This is a genomic window from Amycolatopsis sacchari (genome assembly GCF_900114035.1).
Classification (GTDB): Bacteria; Actinomycetota; Actinomycetes; order Mycobacteriales; family Pseudonocardiaceae; genus Amycolatopsis_E; species Amycolatopsis_E sacchari.
Genome location: NZ_FORP01000005.1, coordinates 149,747 through 166,332, shown reverse-complemented (window position 1 = coordinate 166,332; position 16,586 = coordinate 149,747). Strand labels below are relative to the sequence as shown.

The 16,586-nt window shown below is 72.8% G+C and carries 16 protein-coding genes; 6 read left to right on the top strand and 10 right to left on the bottom strand.

Annotated elements, in window-relative coordinates:
* The gene (locus tag BMZ92_RS11185; RefSeq protein ID WP_091505904.1) at nucleotides 1-771 is read right to left on the bottom strand and encodes an oxidoreductase; all 771 of its coding nucleotides are present in this window, start codon (nucleotides 769-771) and stop codon (nucleotides 1-3) included.
* Nucleotides 772-977: 206 nt separating this feature from the next.
* Here BMZ92_RS11185 and BMZ92_RS11180 point away from each other — a divergent pair, with 206 nt between their 5' ends.
* Nucleotides 978-1,565 carry a QsdR family transcriptional regulator gene (locus BMZ92_RS11180; protein ID WP_091505903.1) on the top strand — a complete coding sequence of 196 codons (588 nt, stop codon included), beginning with the start codon at nucleotides 978-980 and terminating at the stop codon, nucleotides 1,563-1,565.
* 3 nt (nucleotides 1,566-1,568) lie between these two features.
* Here BMZ92_RS11180 and BMZ92_RS11175 read toward each other — a convergent pair whose 3' ends face one another.
* Entirely contained in the window at nucleotides 1,569-2,336 is a 768-nt protein-coding gene (locus tag BMZ92_RS11175) for an alpha/beta fold hydrolase (protein ID WP_091505901.1), read from the bottom strand.
* 104 nt (nucleotides 2,337-2,440) lie between these two features.
* On the opposite strand from BMZ92_RS11175, the gene BMZ92_RS11170 reads away from it, so the two are divergent.
* Both BMZ92_RS11170 and BMZ92_RS11165 read left to right on the top strand, forming a co-directional pair.
* Nucleotides 2,441-3,460: an NADP-dependent oxidoreductase gene (locus BMZ92_RS11170; protein WP_091505900.1), complete on the top strand. Its 1,020-nt coding sequence runs from the start codon at nucleotides 2,441-2,443 to the stop codon at nucleotides 3,458-3,460.
* Nucleotides 3,457-4,356: an alpha/beta fold hydrolase gene (locus BMZ92_RS11165; RefSeq protein WP_091505898.1), complete on the top strand. Its 900-nt coding sequence runs from the start codon at nucleotides 3,457-3,459 to the stop codon at nucleotides 4,354-4,356. Before BMZ92_RS11170 ends, BMZ92_RS11165 begins: the two co-directional genes overlap by 4 nt.
* A gap of 12 nt (nucleotides 4,357-4,368) precedes the next feature.
* Here the strand turns inward: BMZ92_RS11165 and BMZ92_RS11160 are convergent, their stop codons facing one another.
* From BMZ92_RS11160 to BMZ92_RS11145, 4 genes are all read right to left on the bottom strand, one after another.
* Nucleotides 4,369-5,880, bottom strand: coding sequence for a long-chain-fatty-acid--CoA ligase (locus BMZ92_RS11160; protein ID WP_091505897.1), 1,512 nt, complete (start codon nucleotides 5,878-5,880; stop codon nucleotides 4,369-4,371).
* 80 nt (nucleotides 5,881-5,960) lie between these two features.
* Nucleotides 5,961-6,890, bottom strand: coding sequence for an alpha/beta hydrolase (locus tag BMZ92_RS11155; protein WP_091505895.1), 930 nt, complete (start codon nucleotides 6,888-6,890; stop codon nucleotides 5,961-5,963).
* Between the two features lie 2 nt (nucleotides 6,891-6,892).
* A complete protein-coding gene (locus tag BMZ92_RS11150) occupies nucleotides 6,893-7,843 on the bottom strand; it encodes an NADP-dependent oxidoreductase (protein WP_091505894.1) in 951 nt (316 codons plus the stop codon).
* Between the two features lie 100 nt (nucleotides 7,844-7,943).
* Nucleotides 7,944-8,411 (bottom strand): cupin domain-containing protein, encoded by a 468-nt coding sequence (locus BMZ92_RS11145; protein WP_091505892.1) that lies wholly within the window; start codon nucleotides 8,409-8,411, stop codon nucleotides 7,944-7,946.
* A 174-nt stretch (nucleotides 8,412-8,585) separates the two neighbouring features.
* Here BMZ92_RS11145 and BMZ92_RS11140 point away from each other — a divergent pair, with 174 nt between their 5' ends.
* Nucleotides 8,586-10,601, top strand: a complete 2,016-nt coding sequence (locus tag BMZ92_RS11140) for an AAA family ATPase (protein WP_245783000.1) — start codon at nucleotides 8,586-8,588, stop codon at nucleotides 10,599-10,601.
* Between the two features lie 66 nt (nucleotides 10,602-10,667).
* Here BMZ92_RS11140 and BMZ92_RS11135 read toward each other — a convergent pair whose 3' ends face one another.
* On the bottom strand, nucleotides 10,668-11,753 hold the full coding sequence (locus BMZ92_RS11135; RefSeq protein WP_091505890.1) for a helix-turn-helix domain-containing protein: 1,086 nt from the start codon (nucleotides 11,751-11,753) through the stop codon (nucleotides 10,668-10,670).
* A gap of 99 nt (nucleotides 11,754-11,852) precedes the next feature.
* Between BMZ92_RS11135 and BMZ92_RS11130 the strand changes: the two genes are divergently transcribed.
* Nucleotides 11,853-13,034 carry an MFS transporter gene (locus tag BMZ92_RS11130; RefSeq protein ID WP_177228640.1) on the top strand — a complete coding sequence of 394 codons (1,182 nt, stop codon included), beginning with the start codon at nucleotides 11,853-11,855 and terminating at the stop codon, nucleotides 13,032-13,034.
* A 77-nt stretch (nucleotides 13,035-13,111) separates the two neighbouring features.
* Here the strand turns inward: BMZ92_RS11130 and BMZ92_RS11125 are convergent, their stop codons facing one another.
* The gene (locus tag BMZ92_RS11125) at nucleotides 13,112-13,705 is read right to left on the bottom strand and encodes a TetR/AcrR family transcriptional regulator (RefSeq protein WP_091505887.1); all 594 of its coding nucleotides are present in this window, start codon (nucleotides 13,703-13,705) and stop codon (nucleotides 13,112-13,114) included.
* A gap of 106 nt (nucleotides 13,706-13,811) precedes the next feature.
* Between BMZ92_RS11125 and BMZ92_RS11120 the strand changes: the two genes are divergently transcribed.
* A complete protein-coding gene (locus BMZ92_RS11120) occupies nucleotides 13,812-14,549 on the top strand; it encodes an SDR family oxidoreductase (RefSeq protein WP_091505885.1) in 738 nt (245 codons plus the stop codon).
* Nucleotides 14,550-14,577: 28 nt separating this feature from the next.
* Here BMZ92_RS11120 and BMZ92_RS11115 read toward each other — a convergent pair whose 3' ends face one another.
* Together BMZ92_RS11115 and BMZ92_RS11110 are read right to left on the bottom strand one after the other, a co-directional pair.
* Nucleotides 14,578-14,937, bottom strand: a complete 360-nt coding sequence (locus BMZ92_RS11115; RefSeq protein WP_091505883.1) for an AQJ64_40280 family protein — start codon at nucleotides 14,935-14,937, stop codon at nucleotides 14,578-14,580.
* Between the two features lie 87 nt (nucleotides 14,938-15,024).
* Nucleotides 15,025-16,581: a long-chain-fatty-acid--CoA ligase gene (locus BMZ92_RS11110; protein ID WP_245782999.1), complete on the bottom strand. Its 1,557-nt coding sequence runs from the start codon at nucleotides 16,579-16,581 to the stop codon at nucleotides 15,025-15,027.
* Between the last annotated feature and the right edge of the window lie 5 nt (nucleotides 16,582-16,586).

Below are 16,586 nucleotides of genomic sequence, written 5' to 3'. Positions count from 1 at the left end.
TCAGTGTTTGGGGTATTCGCCGCCGTCGACGACGAGCGTGCTTCCGGTGACCCAGCTCGCCCGCTCGGAAACGAGGAAGAAAACGGCGTTGGCGATGTCGTCCGGGCGGCCGTCCCGGCCCAGCGGGGGCGAAGTCACGTCCTGCCCGGGTCCCTCCGTCATCAACGACCACTCCTTCCGCCTCGCCACCCCACCGGGAGTCTCCGTGCGGCCCGGCGACACGATGTTGACCCGCACCCCGTACCCGGCCAGCTCCAGCGCCAGGCCGCGGCTGTAGTTCTCCAGCGCCGCCTTCGCCGTCGTGTAGTGCAGCCACGGCGGGGCCACGGTGGGCGTGGCCGCCGAGGCGACGTGCACGATCGCCCCCGAACCGCGCTCCCGCATCCCCGGCGCGAGCAACGAGTCCAGCCGCACGGACGCCAGGAAGTTCAGGTTCAGCGCGTTCAGCCACTCCTCGTCGGGGATGGCCAGCGCACCCGGGTGCGGCCCCGCGCCCCCGGCGTTGTGGACCACGATGTCCGCTCCGCCCAGCCGCTCCTCCACCGCGGCGGCGAGTTCCTCGATCCCGGCGCGCGTACGCACGTCGACCGCCACGAACGACGCGCCCTCCGGCACGGTGCTCGTCTCGGACCTGGCCGTCGTGAGCACCTCGGCGCCCGCGTCCAGCAACTGGCGCACGATCGCCGCCCCGATTCCACGGGAACCACCGGTGACCACGGCCCGCTTTCCGGCGAGTTCCCGGGTTGCGGAACCGTTTTCGGTCGTGGTCATGCACGATTTCCTTTCCCTTGCGTTCTCCGGTTTCCCCAGGCTAAGTCCGGAAAAGAACGCGAAGCAAAGACGAAATCGCAGCAGGGTCCATAGGGAACGCCTATTCCCCCTGGCACCCGGACGCCGGCCAGTGCCCGGGTGCCCGCGTTCGCGTCTCCCGGGCGTGCCGAGCCCCACCGGACGGCGCACCCACTAGGCTGCGGTGCATGCCTGCCGCGCCCCGTCACGCCGCCTCGAAGCGCGACGCGGCGCCCGCGCCCCAGGGGCGGGACGCCGCGGTCCAGCTGGCGCGGCGGCAGTTCCGCAGCGGGACCCGCATCGAGATGCAGGCGCTCGCCACCGAGCTCGGCGTCAGCCGGATGACGCTCAACCGCTGGGTCGGCAGCCGCGACCGGTTGCTGGGCGAGGTCAACTGGTCGCTGGCGAGACCGACCCTCGACCGCTGCCGGAAACGCACCGCGGCCACCGGGGTCGACGCGGTGGCCGACACGCTGGAGGGGTTCATCGCCGCGGTGCTCGACGCGCCGTACATGCGCACGTTCCTGCAGCAGGAGGGCGAGATCGCGCTGCGGATCCTGACGACCCGCAGCAGCGAGCTCCAGCACAACTTCATCGCGTACGTGACCGGCCTGCTGCGCGACGAGCTGCCCGACCCGCCCGGCGGGCTCCCGCTCGAGGACCTCGCCTACCTCGTGGTCCGCATCGCCGAGTCGTTCTGCTACGTGGACCTCATCACCGGCGGTGAACCGGACGCCACCAAGGTCGGGACGGCCATCCGGCGGCTGCTCTCCTGAGCGTCACACGGCCGCGACCGCTGGCGCCCCGAGGAACTGCCGCATTTCCGCGGCGACCACTTCGGGCGTCTCGTAACACGCGAGGTGCCCGGCGTCGGCCAGCAGCACCAGCCTGCCGCCGGGCACCTGCCGCACGTCCGAGATCTGCTTCTCCAGGTTGACCACGACGTCCTTGCCGCCGACCAGGTACAGCAGCGGCACCCGCAACCCGGGCAGCTCGTCGGCCATGCTCGTGTACACGCCGCCGCCGAGCCAGCCACGCCACATCTGCTCGGTGACCGTGGGCATGGTCCGCACCAGGTCGGTCGTCTTCGCGGGGTCGTGCGAGATGCCCGCGACGCCCGCCGTGATCGTGTCCAGGTCGCCGAAGGCGGCGTAGAAGGCTTCGATGACGGGGTCACCCGGCGAAGTCCCGCCCGCGTTCCACGGCATGACCCCCACGACCGCCTCCACCTCGGCGGGGTGGTCCAGCGCGATCCGCACGCTGATCGCACCGCCCAGCGACAGCCCGGCCACGGCGAAACCGGTGAGCCCGATTTCCCGGCAGGCCTCGAAAACGGTGTCCGCGAGACGGGCGAGGTTCCCGTCGGCCCGCGCGCCGGACGAGCCCGCGTGCCCGGGGAGGTCCACCAGGACGGTCCGGTACCCGTCGAGCAGCGGGGCCACCCCGGCCCAGCACTCGATCGAACACCCGAAGCCCGGCAGCAGGACGATCGTCCGCGGCCCGTCGCCGCGGACCTCGTAGTGGATTCCGTTGGCAGTGGTGGGCATCGTTGCCCCTCCCTCCCTGTGTTACGTGTGGACATGTGTAACAGCTCACAACGCCCGGCCGCAAGGTGTGTTACGTTCAAGAAGATGTAACAGTGGAGGAACCGATGACCACGACCAGCCGAGAAGTCCACCTGGTGTCGCGTCCGGTGGGAGTGCCGTCCCCGGCCGACTTCACCATCGTGGAGCGCGCCGTGCCCGCCCCGGAGCCGGGAGAAGTGGTGGTGCGCAACGACTGGATGTCCGTCGACCCCTCGATGCGCGCCCGCATGCGGGACGTGCCGTCCTACCTCCCGCCGTTCGCCCTCGGCGCTCCGCTCGACGGCGCCGCCATCGGCACGGTCGTGGAGTCGCGGAGCCCGGGGCTGCGTGCGGGGGACGTCGTGTGGCACCACAGCGGCTGGCGGGATTTCGCCGTCGTCCGGGCGGAAGACACCCATCGCGTGGACACGGCGGGCGTCCGCGGCTCGGACTACCTCGGCGTGCTCGGGATGCCCGGCCTCACCGCGTACCTGGCGCTGAGCGAGTTCGCACCCGTGCGCCCCGGCGACGTCGTCTTCGTGTCGGCCGCCGCCGGTGCCGTCGGCGTGGTGGCCGCCCGGGTCGCCCGGCACCTCGGCGCCGCCACGGTGATCGGGTCGGCCGGCGGGCCGGAGAAGGCCCGGAGGCTGGTGGAGCGACTCGGGTACGACCGGGCGATCGACTACAAGGCGGGACCGGTCGGGCCCGCCCTGCGCGCCGCGGCGCCCGACGGGATCGACGTGTACCTGGACAACGTGGGCGGGGACCAGCTGGAGGCCGCTCTCGACGCGCTGCGGACGGGCGGCCGGGTGGCGGTGTGCGGCTCGGTGTCCCAGGCGAACGCCGAGGAACCCGTGCCCGGCCCTGCCAACCTCGCGCTGATCACGAGAAAACGCTTGTCCCTGCGGGGTTTCATCGTGCTGGACCACCTGGACCGCTGGCCGGGCTGGATCGCGCTCGCCCGCGGCTGGCTCCAGGACGGCTCGTTCGACCCGCCCACGACGGTGGTGGACGGCCTCGAAAACGCCGTCGGAGCGTTGCTCGGCCTGCTGTCCGGCGCCAACGTCGGCAAGATGCTGGTGCGGCTCAACCAGGCGGCACGATGACGGTCGCGATCGAGCCCGAGCTGTGGCGGGTGAACGGGGTGGAGCTCGCGGTGACCGCGGCGGGTGAAGGCCCGCTCGTCGTGCTCGCGCACGGGTTCCCCGACCTCGCACTGACCTGGCGGCTGCAGATCCCCGTGCTCGTCGAGGCGGGTTTTCGCGTGCTGGCTCCCGACATGCGCGGCTACGGCGGGAGTTCGCGCCCCCGCGAACGATCGGCCTACGCGCTGCGCACGGTCGGGCTGGACCTGATCGGCCTGCTCGAGCACGAAGGTGCCGACGCGGCCCACTTCGTCGGCCACGACTGGGGCGCCGCGTGCGTGTGGCAGCTCGGCCTCGACCACCCGGCCGCCGTCCGCTCGCTCGCCGGTTTCAGCGTGCCGTACACCGCGCCCGCGCCCGCCCCGCCGACCCGGATCCTCCGCGCCCGCTGGGGCGAGCAGTTCTACCAGATCCGGTTCCAGGAAGCCGGTCCCGCCGAGGCACTGCTGATGCGCGACGTCGAGCGTGCACTGGCCGCGATCTTCAGCGACCGCTACGACCTCCTCGACACCGGCACGCCCGTGTGCCCGCCCGGTTGGCTGCCGCCGGAGATGTTCGGCAGGATCGCCGCGCAGTTCCGCCGCACGGGTTTCGCGGGCGGGCTCAACTACTACCGCAACATCGACGACAACTGGCGCCACACCAAGGCGGCGCCGGAGCGGGTCTTCCGGCAGCCTTCGCTGTTCGTCACGGGCAGCGAGGACCCGGTGACCACGTTCATGCGGTCCGAACCGGGCGCGCGGGCGTTCGAGGACCTGCGCACCGTCGTCGTGGAAGGTGCCGGGCACTGGGTGCACCAGCAGGCCCCGGACACGGTGAACGAAGCGCTCCTGGCGCACCTGCGCCGCGCCCGCTGACGCGGAGACGGCTCAGGAGATCTCCCGCTTGAGGATCTTGCCGGTGGACGTCATCGGCAGGTGCTCGCGGAACTCGACGATCCGCGGGTACTTGTAGGCCGCCAGCTGCTTCCGGCTCCAGTCCACCAGGTCCTCGGGCCGAACGCCCTCGTGGCCCTCGGCGGGGACGACGACGGCCTTGACCTCCTGCCCGTGCGAGGGGTGCGGGACCCCGATCACCGCGACCAGCGACACCGCCGGGTGCTCCATGAGCACCTCCTCGACCTCCCGCGGGTAGACGTTGTAGCCACCGCGGATGATGAGGTCCTTGGACCGGCCGACGATGTAGTAGCAGCCGTCGGCGTCCTTGCGGGCCAGGTCCCCGGTGCGGAACCAGCCGCCGCGGATGGCCTCGGCCGTCGCCTCGGGCCGTTTGTAGTAGCCCTTCATCACGTTGTGCCCGCGGATCGCGATCTCACCGACGGTCCCCGGTTCGCCCGGGAGGTCGGACCAGTCGTCCGCGATCAGCTTCATCTCGACGCCGTCGACGGGACGGCCGATGGACCCGGCGCGGACCGGCTCACCCAGCCTGGTGTGGCTGGCCATCGGCGAGGTCTCGGACAGCCCGTAACCCTCCAAAATGGACACGCCGAACCGGGCCTCGAACTCCCTGTGGAGCTCGACCGGCAGGGCCGACCCACCTGAGGCGGCCACGCGGAGCCGCCCGTGCAAGCGCTTTCCCTCCGGCAGGTCGTCGAGCGCCCGCAGCAACCCCCAGAACATCGTCGGCACCCCGGCGAAGATCGTGACGTGCTCGTCGAGCATGAGCCGCAGCGCCTCGGCGGCGTCGAACCTGGGCAGCATCACGATCCTGGAGCCGCAGGCGGTGGACGCGTTCTGCACGCACGTCTGCCCCAGCGAGTGGAACAGGGGCGCGACCAGCAGGTGGGTGTCCGGCCGGGCGGGGTCCAGTTCGTACACCGACTCCGCCGCGCGCGCGTTGAGCCGCAGGTTGCGGTGGGTGAGTTCGGCGCCCTTGGGCCGTCCCGTGGTGCCGGAGGTGTAGAGGATGACGGCGGTGTCGCCGTCCTCGCGCGGCACGGTGGCGAACGAGGCGGGACCGGTCAGCGGCTCGCCGCACCAGGTCGTCTCCCCCGCCTCGTCCGCACCGATGGTCCAGACCCGGCCGCCGGCTTCGCGCGCGGTTCCCACGAGGCGCGGGTCGTCGTGCACGAGGTGCGCGACCGCGTCCGAGTCTTCCAGGTGGTAGGCGATTTCCCTGGCGCGCAACAGGATGTTGAGCGGCACCACCACACCGCCCGCCCGCAGCACCGCCCAGTACGCGATGGTGAACTCCGGCACGTTGGGGCACGACAGCGCCACCTTGTCCCCGGGTGCGACCCCGGAATCCACCAGCCGCCGCGCCAGCGCCGCCGCCCGTCGTGACACCTCCGCGAACGTCAGGCGACGCGTCCCCGCGACGAGGAACTCCCGCGCGCCGAAGCGCCCGGCGGAGACGTCCAGCACGGTGGCCAGGTTCGCCATGCCGCCCTCCCGCTTGCCGTGTTACTTTTCCCGAAACGTAACGCGATCGGGGCGGCGAGTCAACCGGCGGCCCGCCCCGCTCAGATCGACTTGAGCACCCGGACGCGGTCGGCGACGGCGCGCCGGGAGACGTCAGCGGTGAAGGCGATCGAGTCGAATTCGTGGGGCGCACCGGGGTGGAGGTGGAACTCCACCGGCACCCCGGCCCGGCTGAGTTTCGTGGCGTAGGCGGTGTCCTCGTCGCGGAAGAGGTCGAGCTGGCCGACCTCGATGTAGGCGGGTGGGAGGCCCGCCGCGTCCGCCAGCCGCGCCGGTGCCGCCGTGGCGGGCACGTCCGCCGAGCCGCCGAGGAGGGCGGGCCACGCGGTGCGGCTGTCTTCGTGGGACCACAGCAGGTACGGCGCCACGTGCGGGTCCGGCGGAGGGGTGCGGTCGTCGAGCATCGGCATGATCAGGATCTGCCGGGCGATCCCCGGGCCACCGCGCTCGCGGGCGAGGATGGTCAGCCCCGCGGCCATGCCCCCGCCCGCGCTGTCGCCCATCACCGCGATCCGACCGGGGTCGACGCCCAGTTCCGCGGCGTGCTCGTGCAGCCAGGTCAACGCCGTGTAGGCGTCCTCCAGCGGGATCGGGAACGGGTTTTCGGGCGCACGGCGGTATTCGACCGACAGCATCGGTACGCCGCTGGCGGACACGTACCGGGAGACGGGCCCGTCGAACAGGTCGATGTGGCCGAAGATGTACCCGCCGCCGTGGAAGAACAGCACCGCCGGACCCGGCGTCGCACCGTCCTTTGTGTACCAGCGCATCGTGATCCGCGCACCGTCCCCGGCGGTGGCGTGGTAGTCGGTGGTCTTGACGTCGTCCGGGATCGGCTGCGCCGCCGAGGCGGCGCCGATGATCGGCTCCCACAGCGCGCGGCGCGCGGCGACGTCGCCCACCGCGGGCGCGGTGGCGCCGGCCATCGGGGCCAGCGCCTCCGCGATCTCCGGGTCCAGGCTCAGCGCCATGGTCAGCGGCCTTCCGGAGCCACGGTGATGACGACCTTGCCCGCCAGCTCACCGGCGGCGGCCTGGGCGTGCACCGAGGGCAGTTCGGCCAGCGGCACCCGCCGCGCGACGTCGACCCGCAGCTCGCCGCGGTCGATCAGCTCCACCAGCTGCGACAGCTGACCGGTGTCGCTGCGCACGAACAGGTCGATCCCGCGCACCCCGCGTTCGTCGTCCGACGGCGCGGGCATCCACACCGTGGTGTTGACGAGGACCCCGCCCCGGCGGATCAGGCCGACCAGCGCGGCCAGCTGCTCCGGGGCGACCGGGGCGAGGTTGAGCACGACGTCCACCGGCTCGCTCACCGCGGACAGCACGTCCGTCGTGGTGTGGTCGATGACCTCGTCGGCACCCGCGGACTTGACCGCCTCGCCGGTGCGAGGGCTGGCCGTGGCGATCACGTGCGCGTCCGCCCGCTTGGCCAGCTGCACCGCGTAGCCCCCGACCGCGCCACCCGCGCCGTTGATCAGCACCCGCTGCCCGGCCGTCAGCTTGCCGTGGTCGAACAGCGCCTGGTACGCGGTCAGCCCCACCACCGGCAGCGCGGCGGCGTCGGCCAGCGGGATGCTCGTGGGCGCCGGCACCAGGACCTCGGCCGGGGCCAGGACGTACTCGGCGGCGGCGCCGGGCTTGTCCATCGGCAGGAAACCGATCACCCGGTCCCCGACCGCGAGCCCGTCCACCCCCTCGCCCAGCGCGTCGACCGTGCCCGCCACGTCGATGCCGGGGGTGTGCGGCAGCTCCACCGGGATCGGCCCCTGCATGAACCCGCCGCGGATGTTGCCGTCGACGCCGTTGAACGACGTCGCCGTGACGCGGACCCGGACCTGCCCGGCGGCGGGGACGGGCAGCTCGACGTCCTCGTACCGCAGGACACCCGGGTCGCCGTACTCGGAGAAACGCATCGCCTTCATCGGACTCTCACTCTCCTGGTTGTTGCTTCGAGTTCGAAGCACCTGGCAAGAACACTAACCTTGCTTTGAATTCGAAGCAAAGTGATGTGGGGCACGCCCGTCAGCGGGGCGGGCCGAGGACGACGTTCCCCGCGAGCTCGGCGGCCTCGGCGAGCATCTGCGGCGTGATCTCGAAGCCCTCCGGCCGCGGCTCACGCAGGTCACGGCCCGCGTGGCGGAACATCTTCTCCAGCCCGCCCGGGGTCGCGATGAGCAGCAGGTCCGCCTTCTCCGAGGTGATCCGGTAGCTGTGCGGGATGCGCCGGGGCAGGAAGACGATCCCGCCCTCCCCCAGCTCGTGCTCCTCCTCGCCCGCCCACACCAGCGCGGAACCGGACAGCAGCAGGAAGACCTCGTCCTCGTTGTTGTGCAGGTGGAACGGCGGCGCTTCGCCCTCGCTGACGGCGAAGCGGCCCACGGTCAGCTGCCCGCCGGTCGCCTCGGCGTCGAGCAGGACGCTGAAGACGCCGCCGCCGATCCACTCGAGCTGCTGCTGGTCCTCCCGCTGCGCGAGGTAGGGGATGCTCATGGCGGTCCTCGGGGTCCGTGGACGGCGGCGCCGTCCTCCTACCCGCGACCCTGGGTCACCGCACTGCCCGATATCCACGTCCCGCGGTGCTCAGTCACGCCCAACACTGCCCACCCACGCGCTTCACCGGCCCGATCTCCGGCGGCAAGATGGATCCCGACGAGAGGAGCCGGATTGGGCGCGACGGAACTCGCGAGCCGCCTGGCCGCGGCACGGGCCGGGGCACTGGTGGGCCGGGAACGGGAGCGGGCGGCGCTCGACCGGATGCTCTCGGGTGCGGCGGACGCGCCGCTCGTGGCGTACCTGCACGGCCCTGGCGGCATCGGCAAGTCCTCCCTGCTGCGCTACGCCGCCCGCCGGGCCGGGCTCGCCGGCCGCACCGTCGTGCACGTCGACGCCCGGTTCGTCGACGCCGATCCGCGCCGGCTGGAGGAGGCCGCGGCCACGGCGTGCACCGACCCGGGCGCGGTGCTGCTCATCGACACCTTCGAGCAGTGCCAGCCGCTGGAGGCGTGGCTGCGGGAGACCTTCCTGCTGCGGCTCGCCGAGAACGCGGTGGTGGTGCTGGCCAGCAGGGTCGCCCCCGACGTGGAGTGGTCGCTGGACCCGGGGTGGGCGCAGCTGTTCACCGCACTGGCGGTGCGGCCGCTCGACGCCGCCCAGTCCGACGCGCTGCTCGCCGCGCGCGGTGTCCCCGCCGAACAACGCGGCGCCTTCGTCGCCTTCGCCGGCGGCAGCCCGCTCGCGCTGTCGCTGGCCGCGTCCGTGCCCGCGGCGCCCGGCGCGCCGTGGCAGCCCACCGGCGACGTGCTCACCACCCTCGTCGAGCGGCTGGTCGGCGACCTGCCCAGCACCGTCCACCAGCGGGCACTGGAGGTCGTCGCGCAGGCCTACGTCACGCGCGAGCCGCTGCTGCGCGCCGTGCTCGGGGACGAGGACACCACGGCGCTGTTCTCGTGGCTGCGCCAGCAGCCCTACATCGAGGCCACCCCCGAAGGGCTGTACCCGCACGACGCGGTGCGCGCGACGCTCGAGGCCGACCTGCGCTGGCGGGATCCCGAGCGCTACGACGACGTCCGCGTCCGCATCTCGCTCGCGGGCCTGCGGGCGGTGCGGGCCGCCGCCGAGGACGACGCGCTGCTGCGCGCCGCGGAGTGGATGTTCCTCTTCCGGGACCAGGGCGGTCCGGAAGACCCCTACGACTGGCGCGCGCATCCCCACGTCGAGGACGCCCCGCTGCGGGCCGGGGACGTGCCCGGCGTGCTGCGCATGGCCGAGGAGGCCGAGGGCCCGGAGTCGGCGGCCGCGGTCGCGCACTGGGTGCGCCGCCAGCCGGAGGCGTTCCGCGTGTACCGCTACGCGGGCTCCACCACGCCGGTGGCGTTCATGGCCATCCTGCGGCTGGGCGCGCCGCTGCCCGAGGACCGCGCGGCGGACCCGGTGATCGACGTGGTCTGGGACCTGGTGGCGGCGGCCGCTCCGCTGGGCCCCGGCGAGCACCTGGGCATCCGGCGGTTCGCGGTGCACCCCGGCTGGTACCAGCGCCGCTCGCCGCTGATGGACCTCATCAGCAGGCGCACGATCGCGGAGGAGATGAGGACCAGGGGGCGCGCGGTCACCTTCACCGTCTTCGAGGACGGCGAGCGCTGGCGGCGCTACCTCGCCGCGGCCGGGCTGCGGGAGGTCGCGGTCGTCGACGTCGGCGGGCGGGAACAGCACGTCTTCGGCCGGGACTGGCGGCGGCAGACCGTGGAACAGTGGGTGCGGCACCGGGCCCGCGCGACGGCCCCGCCCGTCGCGACCTGGCCCGGCGACGAGCGTGACGGCGACCTGCCGCGCGCCGCGTTCGAGGACGGCGTGCTGGAGGCGCTGCGCACGTGGCACACGCCGCGGGAGTTCGCCACGAACGTCCTGCTGCGCTCGCACCTCGTTCCGCCCGGTTCGCCGGACCCGGTCACGGACCTGCGTGGCGCCATCACCAAGGCGCTGGACGCGCTGCTGGTCGACCCCGCCGGGGTCAGGGCGCACGAAGCGCTCACCGCCACGTACATCTCGGCCTCCCGCACGCACAAGGCCGCGGCCCGGCGCCTCGGCGTGCCCTACGGCACCTACCGGCGTCACCTCGCCCTGGCCAAGGAACGCCTGGTCGAACACCTGCTCCGGCAACCCGCGGCACCCGGGCAGCGCTGACGCGCGCGAGGCGCGCGGGCCACGGAGGCGGCCGACGACAGGCCAGCGCTGACGCGCGCGCCGCACTCAGCGCAGCACGGCAGCGAGCAGGTCGGCGCCCAGTGCCGTCAGGTCGGGCACGTTCACCGTGTACCGGACGTACCGGCCCTGCCGCCGGGCGGTGAGCAGGCCCGCGCGGCGCAGGGCCGCGAGGTGCCGGGACACCTCCGGCGGAGTGAGTTCCCACGCGTGGGCCAGCTCGCCGGTGGTGTGCGCGCCGCGGGCCAGGGTGCGCAGCAGCCGCAGCCGCACGGGGTGCGCCAGCGCTTCCAGCCGCAGCGTGACCGTTTCCAGCGAGACCGGTTCCGGGACATCCGCCTCGGTGACGGGGTACTGCAGCACCGGCTGCCACCCGGGCGCGTGGACCGCCACGATGTGCGGGCGGCCGAAGACGCTGGGCAGGAACGTGACCCCGGAGTCGCCGGCGGTGGTCGCGTTGTCCTGCAGCTTGTCGACGACGATGCCGTTGCCGTCCGGCGCCAGCGCGACGGCGCCGGAGATCGACGCGAGCGCCGCGCCGATGCCTTTCCGCTTCAGCAGGTCGTTCTTCAGGCGCAGATCGGCGGCGAGCCGTGGGGTGACGTCCGCCCAGGCGGCGTCGAAGAAGGCTTCGCCGCACCATTCGAGGGTCTGGCGCACGCGCGCCCGCACGGCCGCCGGATCCGCGAGCAGCCGTTCCGCGAAGGCCTCCTGGAGCGCGCCCCGGGCCTGGGCGAGGTCCAGCGCCCGCTCGCGCGCCGTCGCGTCGGCGAGCGGTGACGGCAGTCCGAAGTGGACACGGTTGCTGCCGCACGTGGTGATGAGCGCGGCGGTCGCGTAGGTTTCGTCGTCGAGCCGGTCCACCTCGTCCAGCTCCCCGGCGAGGGTCGGCCGGGGGCGGGCGGGCACCAGGAAGTCGGCTCGCGAGGAACGCCAGAGGAACTCCGCCTCCTTGAGCCGCTCGGCGAGCTCCGGCCGCAACCCCGCCCAGACGTTCGCGGCCCAGCCCGCCAGCTGCGGGTGGTGCCCGGGTTCGGCCAGCACGTGCAGCATCGCGGTCAGCTCGGCCAACGGCGAGGCGGCGAACCGCAGCCCACCGGAGGGCACGCCGCCGATGTCGATCCTCAACGTCACCCCCTCATTCTCACCGCCAGTACGGCCCGCGTCGGCGTCGATTGACGGTGGTCGTCAATCGACGTGGCTTCCCCGGTGCCCGGGCGCACGGTGGGCGCCATGGCAACGAAGATCCAGCCGCGTGTCCTCGTCCGCGCCTCCGGTGGCCCCCGCTACGCCGTCGCCCTGGCCGTGGACGCGCTCGGCACCGGGCTGCTGCGGCCTTTCCTGCTGCTCTACGGCGTGACCGTGCTGGGGCTGTCCGCGCCGGTCGCCGGCACCGCCATGACCGCCGGCGTCGTCGTGGCACTGGGGTGCATGCCGGCGGTGGGCCGGTGGCTGGACCGGGGCGCGCGCAGCACGGTCGTGGCGGCGTCGATGCTGGTGCGGGTGCTGGGCGTGGCACTGCTGCTGGTCACCCCGGCGGGACACGTCTGGCTGTTCACGGCGGCGGCGCTCTTCCTCGGCGTCGGCAATGCCGTGTGGCCGGCCGCCCACGCGGCTGTCGTGGCGACGATCGCGCACGGCCGCGAACGCGACGCCGCGCTCGCCGCGGGGCGCGTGCTGCGCAACGCCGCCCTGGGCGCGGGTGGTCTCCTGGCGACCGCGTTCCTGGCGGGCGGCACCGGCGCGTTGCGGGCACTGGCAGTCGTCACCGGGCTCGCCTACCTGGCCGCGGCCGCCTTGGCGTGGTCGGTCCACCTGCGCGCCGCTCCTGGCGCCGGGCGTTCCCCGGACGGTCCGGCCCCGCGGATGCCCGCGTTGCTGGCGGCCAACGTCGTCTACGTCTTCTGCCTCAACATTCCGGAAATCGCGCTGCCGCTGGTGCTCGTGACGCAGTTGCACGCGTCCCCGGCGTGGTCGGCCGCGGTCTTCGTGGCCAACACGGTGCTGGTGGTCACCCTGCAGGTGCCGGTCACCGTCCTGCTGTCCCGTTTCTCCCGGCGGTCCGTGCTCGCCTTCGGCGGCGTCGTGCTCGCCGTGTCCTACCTCGGTTTCCTCGCGGTCACGTCGGGCTGGGGCGCCCCGGCCGTCGCCGCGGTGTCCGTGGTCTGCACGCTGGGCGAGATCATCTACGCCGGCAGCGCCACGGCACTCGTCACCGCGGTCGCTCCGGCTCACCTCCTGGGCCGCGCCCTCGCCCGCTTCCAGCTCTCCACGGGTTTCGGCCTCGCGGTCTCCCCCGCCGTCATCACCGCCCTCGCGGCGCGCGGCCCGGTCACCCTGTGGGGCAGCCTCGCCGCCGCGACGCTCCTGTCCGCCTCGGCCGTGGCGGGTGAGGGGCGAGTTCGTCGCGGTTGACGGCGATGGCGCCGTCACGCCAGGGCAGGTACTTGCTGGTGTCCAGCACGCGGATCTGGGTGCCGATCGTCGTCACGTCAGCGGCCCACGGCGCGCTCGATCATCTCCAGCGCGGCCGTCTTGGCGCGCTGGAACTCCTCCTCGCCGATACCCGCCTTGTGCAGGAACTCGATCCCCTGCATGACGGCGATCAGCGCCCGCGCGGTCGCCTCCGGATCGAGGTCGTCGTCGATCTCGCCGCTCTCCTGCGCCTCCCTGATCCGCCCGGCGAACAGCTCGAGCGTCCCCGAATAGGACCGGCACGCGCGGGCCCGGACCCCCTCGTCCTGCGCGCTCAGCGCCGCGGCGCTGTTGGCCATCAGGCAGCCCTGCGGCGGCAGCTCCATGCGGCCGCCGTCCTCGAACACCACGGCCGAGGCGAGGCCGTGCCACGGGCTCGGGTCCTCGTCGAGGGCGGCCTCGAGCCCCGCGGCCTGGCGCGCGCAGTACTCGTCGAGGATCCGGAGGAACAGCGCGCGTTTGCTGCCGAACGCCCCGTAGAGGCTCTGCGTCCCCAGCCCCGTCGCGTCCGTGAGGTCCTGGATCGACGTGCTCGCGTAACCACGGCGCCAGAACCTGTCCCGCACGGCCGTGAGCACGGCCCGCTCATCGAACTTCCTCGGCCTCGCCACGGCGCCGACCCTACCAGTTATGGAGCGATCCCTCAAATTTGACAAACGCACGCGTCCCGGTGTGTATTTGAGCGGACATTCCATAATTCACGAGGAGGACACCCGCATGGCAACGCGACCGCTCGAGGGCAAGACCGCACTGGTGACGGGCGGATCCAGGGGCGTCGGCGCCGGGATCGTCGCCCGGCTCGCGGCGGACGGCGCGAAGGTGGCATTCACCTACGCCCAGGCCCGGGAGCAGGCGGAGTCCGTGGCCGCCGCGACGGGGGGTGTCGCGCACCCGATCCACGCCGACAGCAGGCACGAGCAGGACGTCGAGGCCGCCGTCGCGCAGACCGCCGAGCGGTTCGGTGGTCTGGACATCCTCGTCAACAACGCCGGTGTCGGCAGCTTCGGCCCGATCACCGACCTGAAGATCGACGAGATCGACGCGATGCTGACCATCAACGTCCGGTCCGTGGTCATCGCGATCCGCGCCGCGCTGGCACACCTCGGCGAGGGCGGGCGGATCATCAACATCGGCAGCATCAACGCGGACCGCACGCCGTTCCCCGGGCAATCCGTGTACGCGCTGACCAAGGGCGCGGTGCAGAGCCTCACCCGCGGCCTCGCGCGTGAACTGGCACCGCGCGGGATCACCATCAACAACGTCCAGCCGGGCCCCATCGACACCGACGCCAACCCGGCCGACGGGCCCCTCGCACCGTCGATGCTCGGCGTCATGGCGACGGACCGGTACGGCACCGCGGCCGAGGTCGGGGCCTTCGTCTCCTACCTCGCCGGCCCCGAGGCCGCCTACATCACCGGCTCCAGCCTCAACATCGACGGGGGGTTCACCGCCTGATCCCGGGCCGGGGGGTGCGAGGCCTTCCTCAGGACCGCACGGCGTGCAGCGCCGGTCGCACCCCCTCGCCGAGGATCTGGTGCACGTCCGTGCCCGGCAGGCACGGCAGTGCCGTCCAATGCGTCACCGTCTCGTCGCTCTCCCCGCCGAAGGGCAGGCGGACCACGTAGTCCGGGTCGACGAAACAGTTTTCGACGATCTCACCGGTCTCCTCGACCGGATGAACCGTCCGGAAGTACATCGGGAGCACGAGCCAGAACTCGAGGCCCTCGCCCGGTTCGGGATCGTATTCGTCGGGGGGATAGCGGCCGGTCACCGCGGCGCACACCGCGGCGCCGTCGTGCGGAAGCCGCTCGTCGACGCTGATCCATTCGACGGTCGTTTTCATGGCGGAAGCCCTGTCGGTCGTCGGTCCGTTACGGCCGCCCACTCAACCGGTTCCGCTGGCCCCGGCGCATCGGGGACTCCCCTGAGATCATCCCGGTGCCTGGTTCCCCGAAGCACGTCGCAGTTCCCGTTTGAGGATCTTGCCCGCCGCCGACATCGGGAACCGTTCCACGATCTCCAGGCTGCGCGGGCACTTGTAGCCGGCGATCTCCCGCCCGCAGAACTCCCGAAGCTCTCCCACGGTGAGGGTGGCGCCCGGAACCAGTGCCACCACGGCGTGCACGCGTTCGCCCCACTCGTCGTCGGGCAGGCCGATCACCGCGACCTGGGCCACCGCGGGGTGTTGCGCGATCACGTTCTCGACCTCCGTCGAGTACACGTTCTCGCCGCCGCTGATGATCATGTCCTTGAGGCGGTCGACGACGAAGAGGTAGCCGCGCTCGTCCAGGTACCCGCCGTCGCCGGTGTGCAGCCAGCCGTTCCGGATCGCCGCCGCCGTTTCCGCCGGTTTCTTCCAGTACCCCAGCATCACGTGGTCACCGGCGACGACGATCTCGCCGACCTCGCCCGGCGGCACCTCTCGGCCCGCCTCGTCCACGATCCGCACCCGCGAGTACGGCACCGGGCGGCCGGCGGACCTGCGCAGCACCGGGTCGTCGTGGTCCTCGTCGCACAGGACGGCCGTGGTCGGCGACAACTCCGTCATGCCGTACGCCTGCGCGAACCGCGCGGACGGGAACGCCGCACGGGCGCGGACGAGCAGCGCCTCGGAGATCGGGGAACCGCCGTAGGCCAGCAGTTCCAGGCTGCTCACGTCGAACTCGCCCGCGCCGGGGTGGTCCACGAGCAGCTGGATCATCGTCGGCACCAGCATGATCTGCTTCGCCCGGTGCCGCTCGACCGCCCGCAGCACCCCGGCCGGGTCGAACACGGGGACCGGCACCACGGTCGCGTCCGTCAGCATGCCGGCGATCCAGGACCCGAACCCCGCGAGGTGGAACGCCGGCGCGACCAGCACGCACGCCCCGCCGTGCGGCACCCTGCGCTGCGCCATCAGCGTGCCCATGGCCGCGAGGACGAGCTGCCGGTGCCCGAGCACGACGCCCTTCGGGAAGCCGGTCGTGCCTCCCGTGTAGAAGATCCCGGCCGGCTGGTCACCCCGCCGGTGCGCGTCCTCGGCCGGCTCGGCCGCCAGCAACCCGGCCAGCGGTACCACGCCGTCGGGCGTGGGGCGGTCTCCACAGTGGACTACCGTGCGCAGGCCCGGCACCCGCTCCCGCAGCTCGGCCACGACCGGCAGGAAGGCGTCGTCGACGAACAGGACGGTCACGCCGGCCTCGTCGAGCGCGTAGGCGTTTTCCTTGCCGCTCCAACGGGTGTTGAGCGGCACGACGACCGCGTCGGCCCACGCGACGCCGAGCGCGACCTGGCAGAACCGGTCCGTGTTCGGCGAGAGCAGGCCGACCCGGTCGTCCTTGCGCACGCCGAGCGCGGCCAGCCCGCCCGCGATGCGGGAGACGACGTCGTAGGTCTGCCGCGCCGTGTGCGTGCGCTCGCCGTACACGGTGAACGGGTGGTCGGGCGATTGCCGCACGGCCCGGTGCAGCGACTGGGTGAGGTACATCGACGGCCTTTCGTTGTCCACTGTGG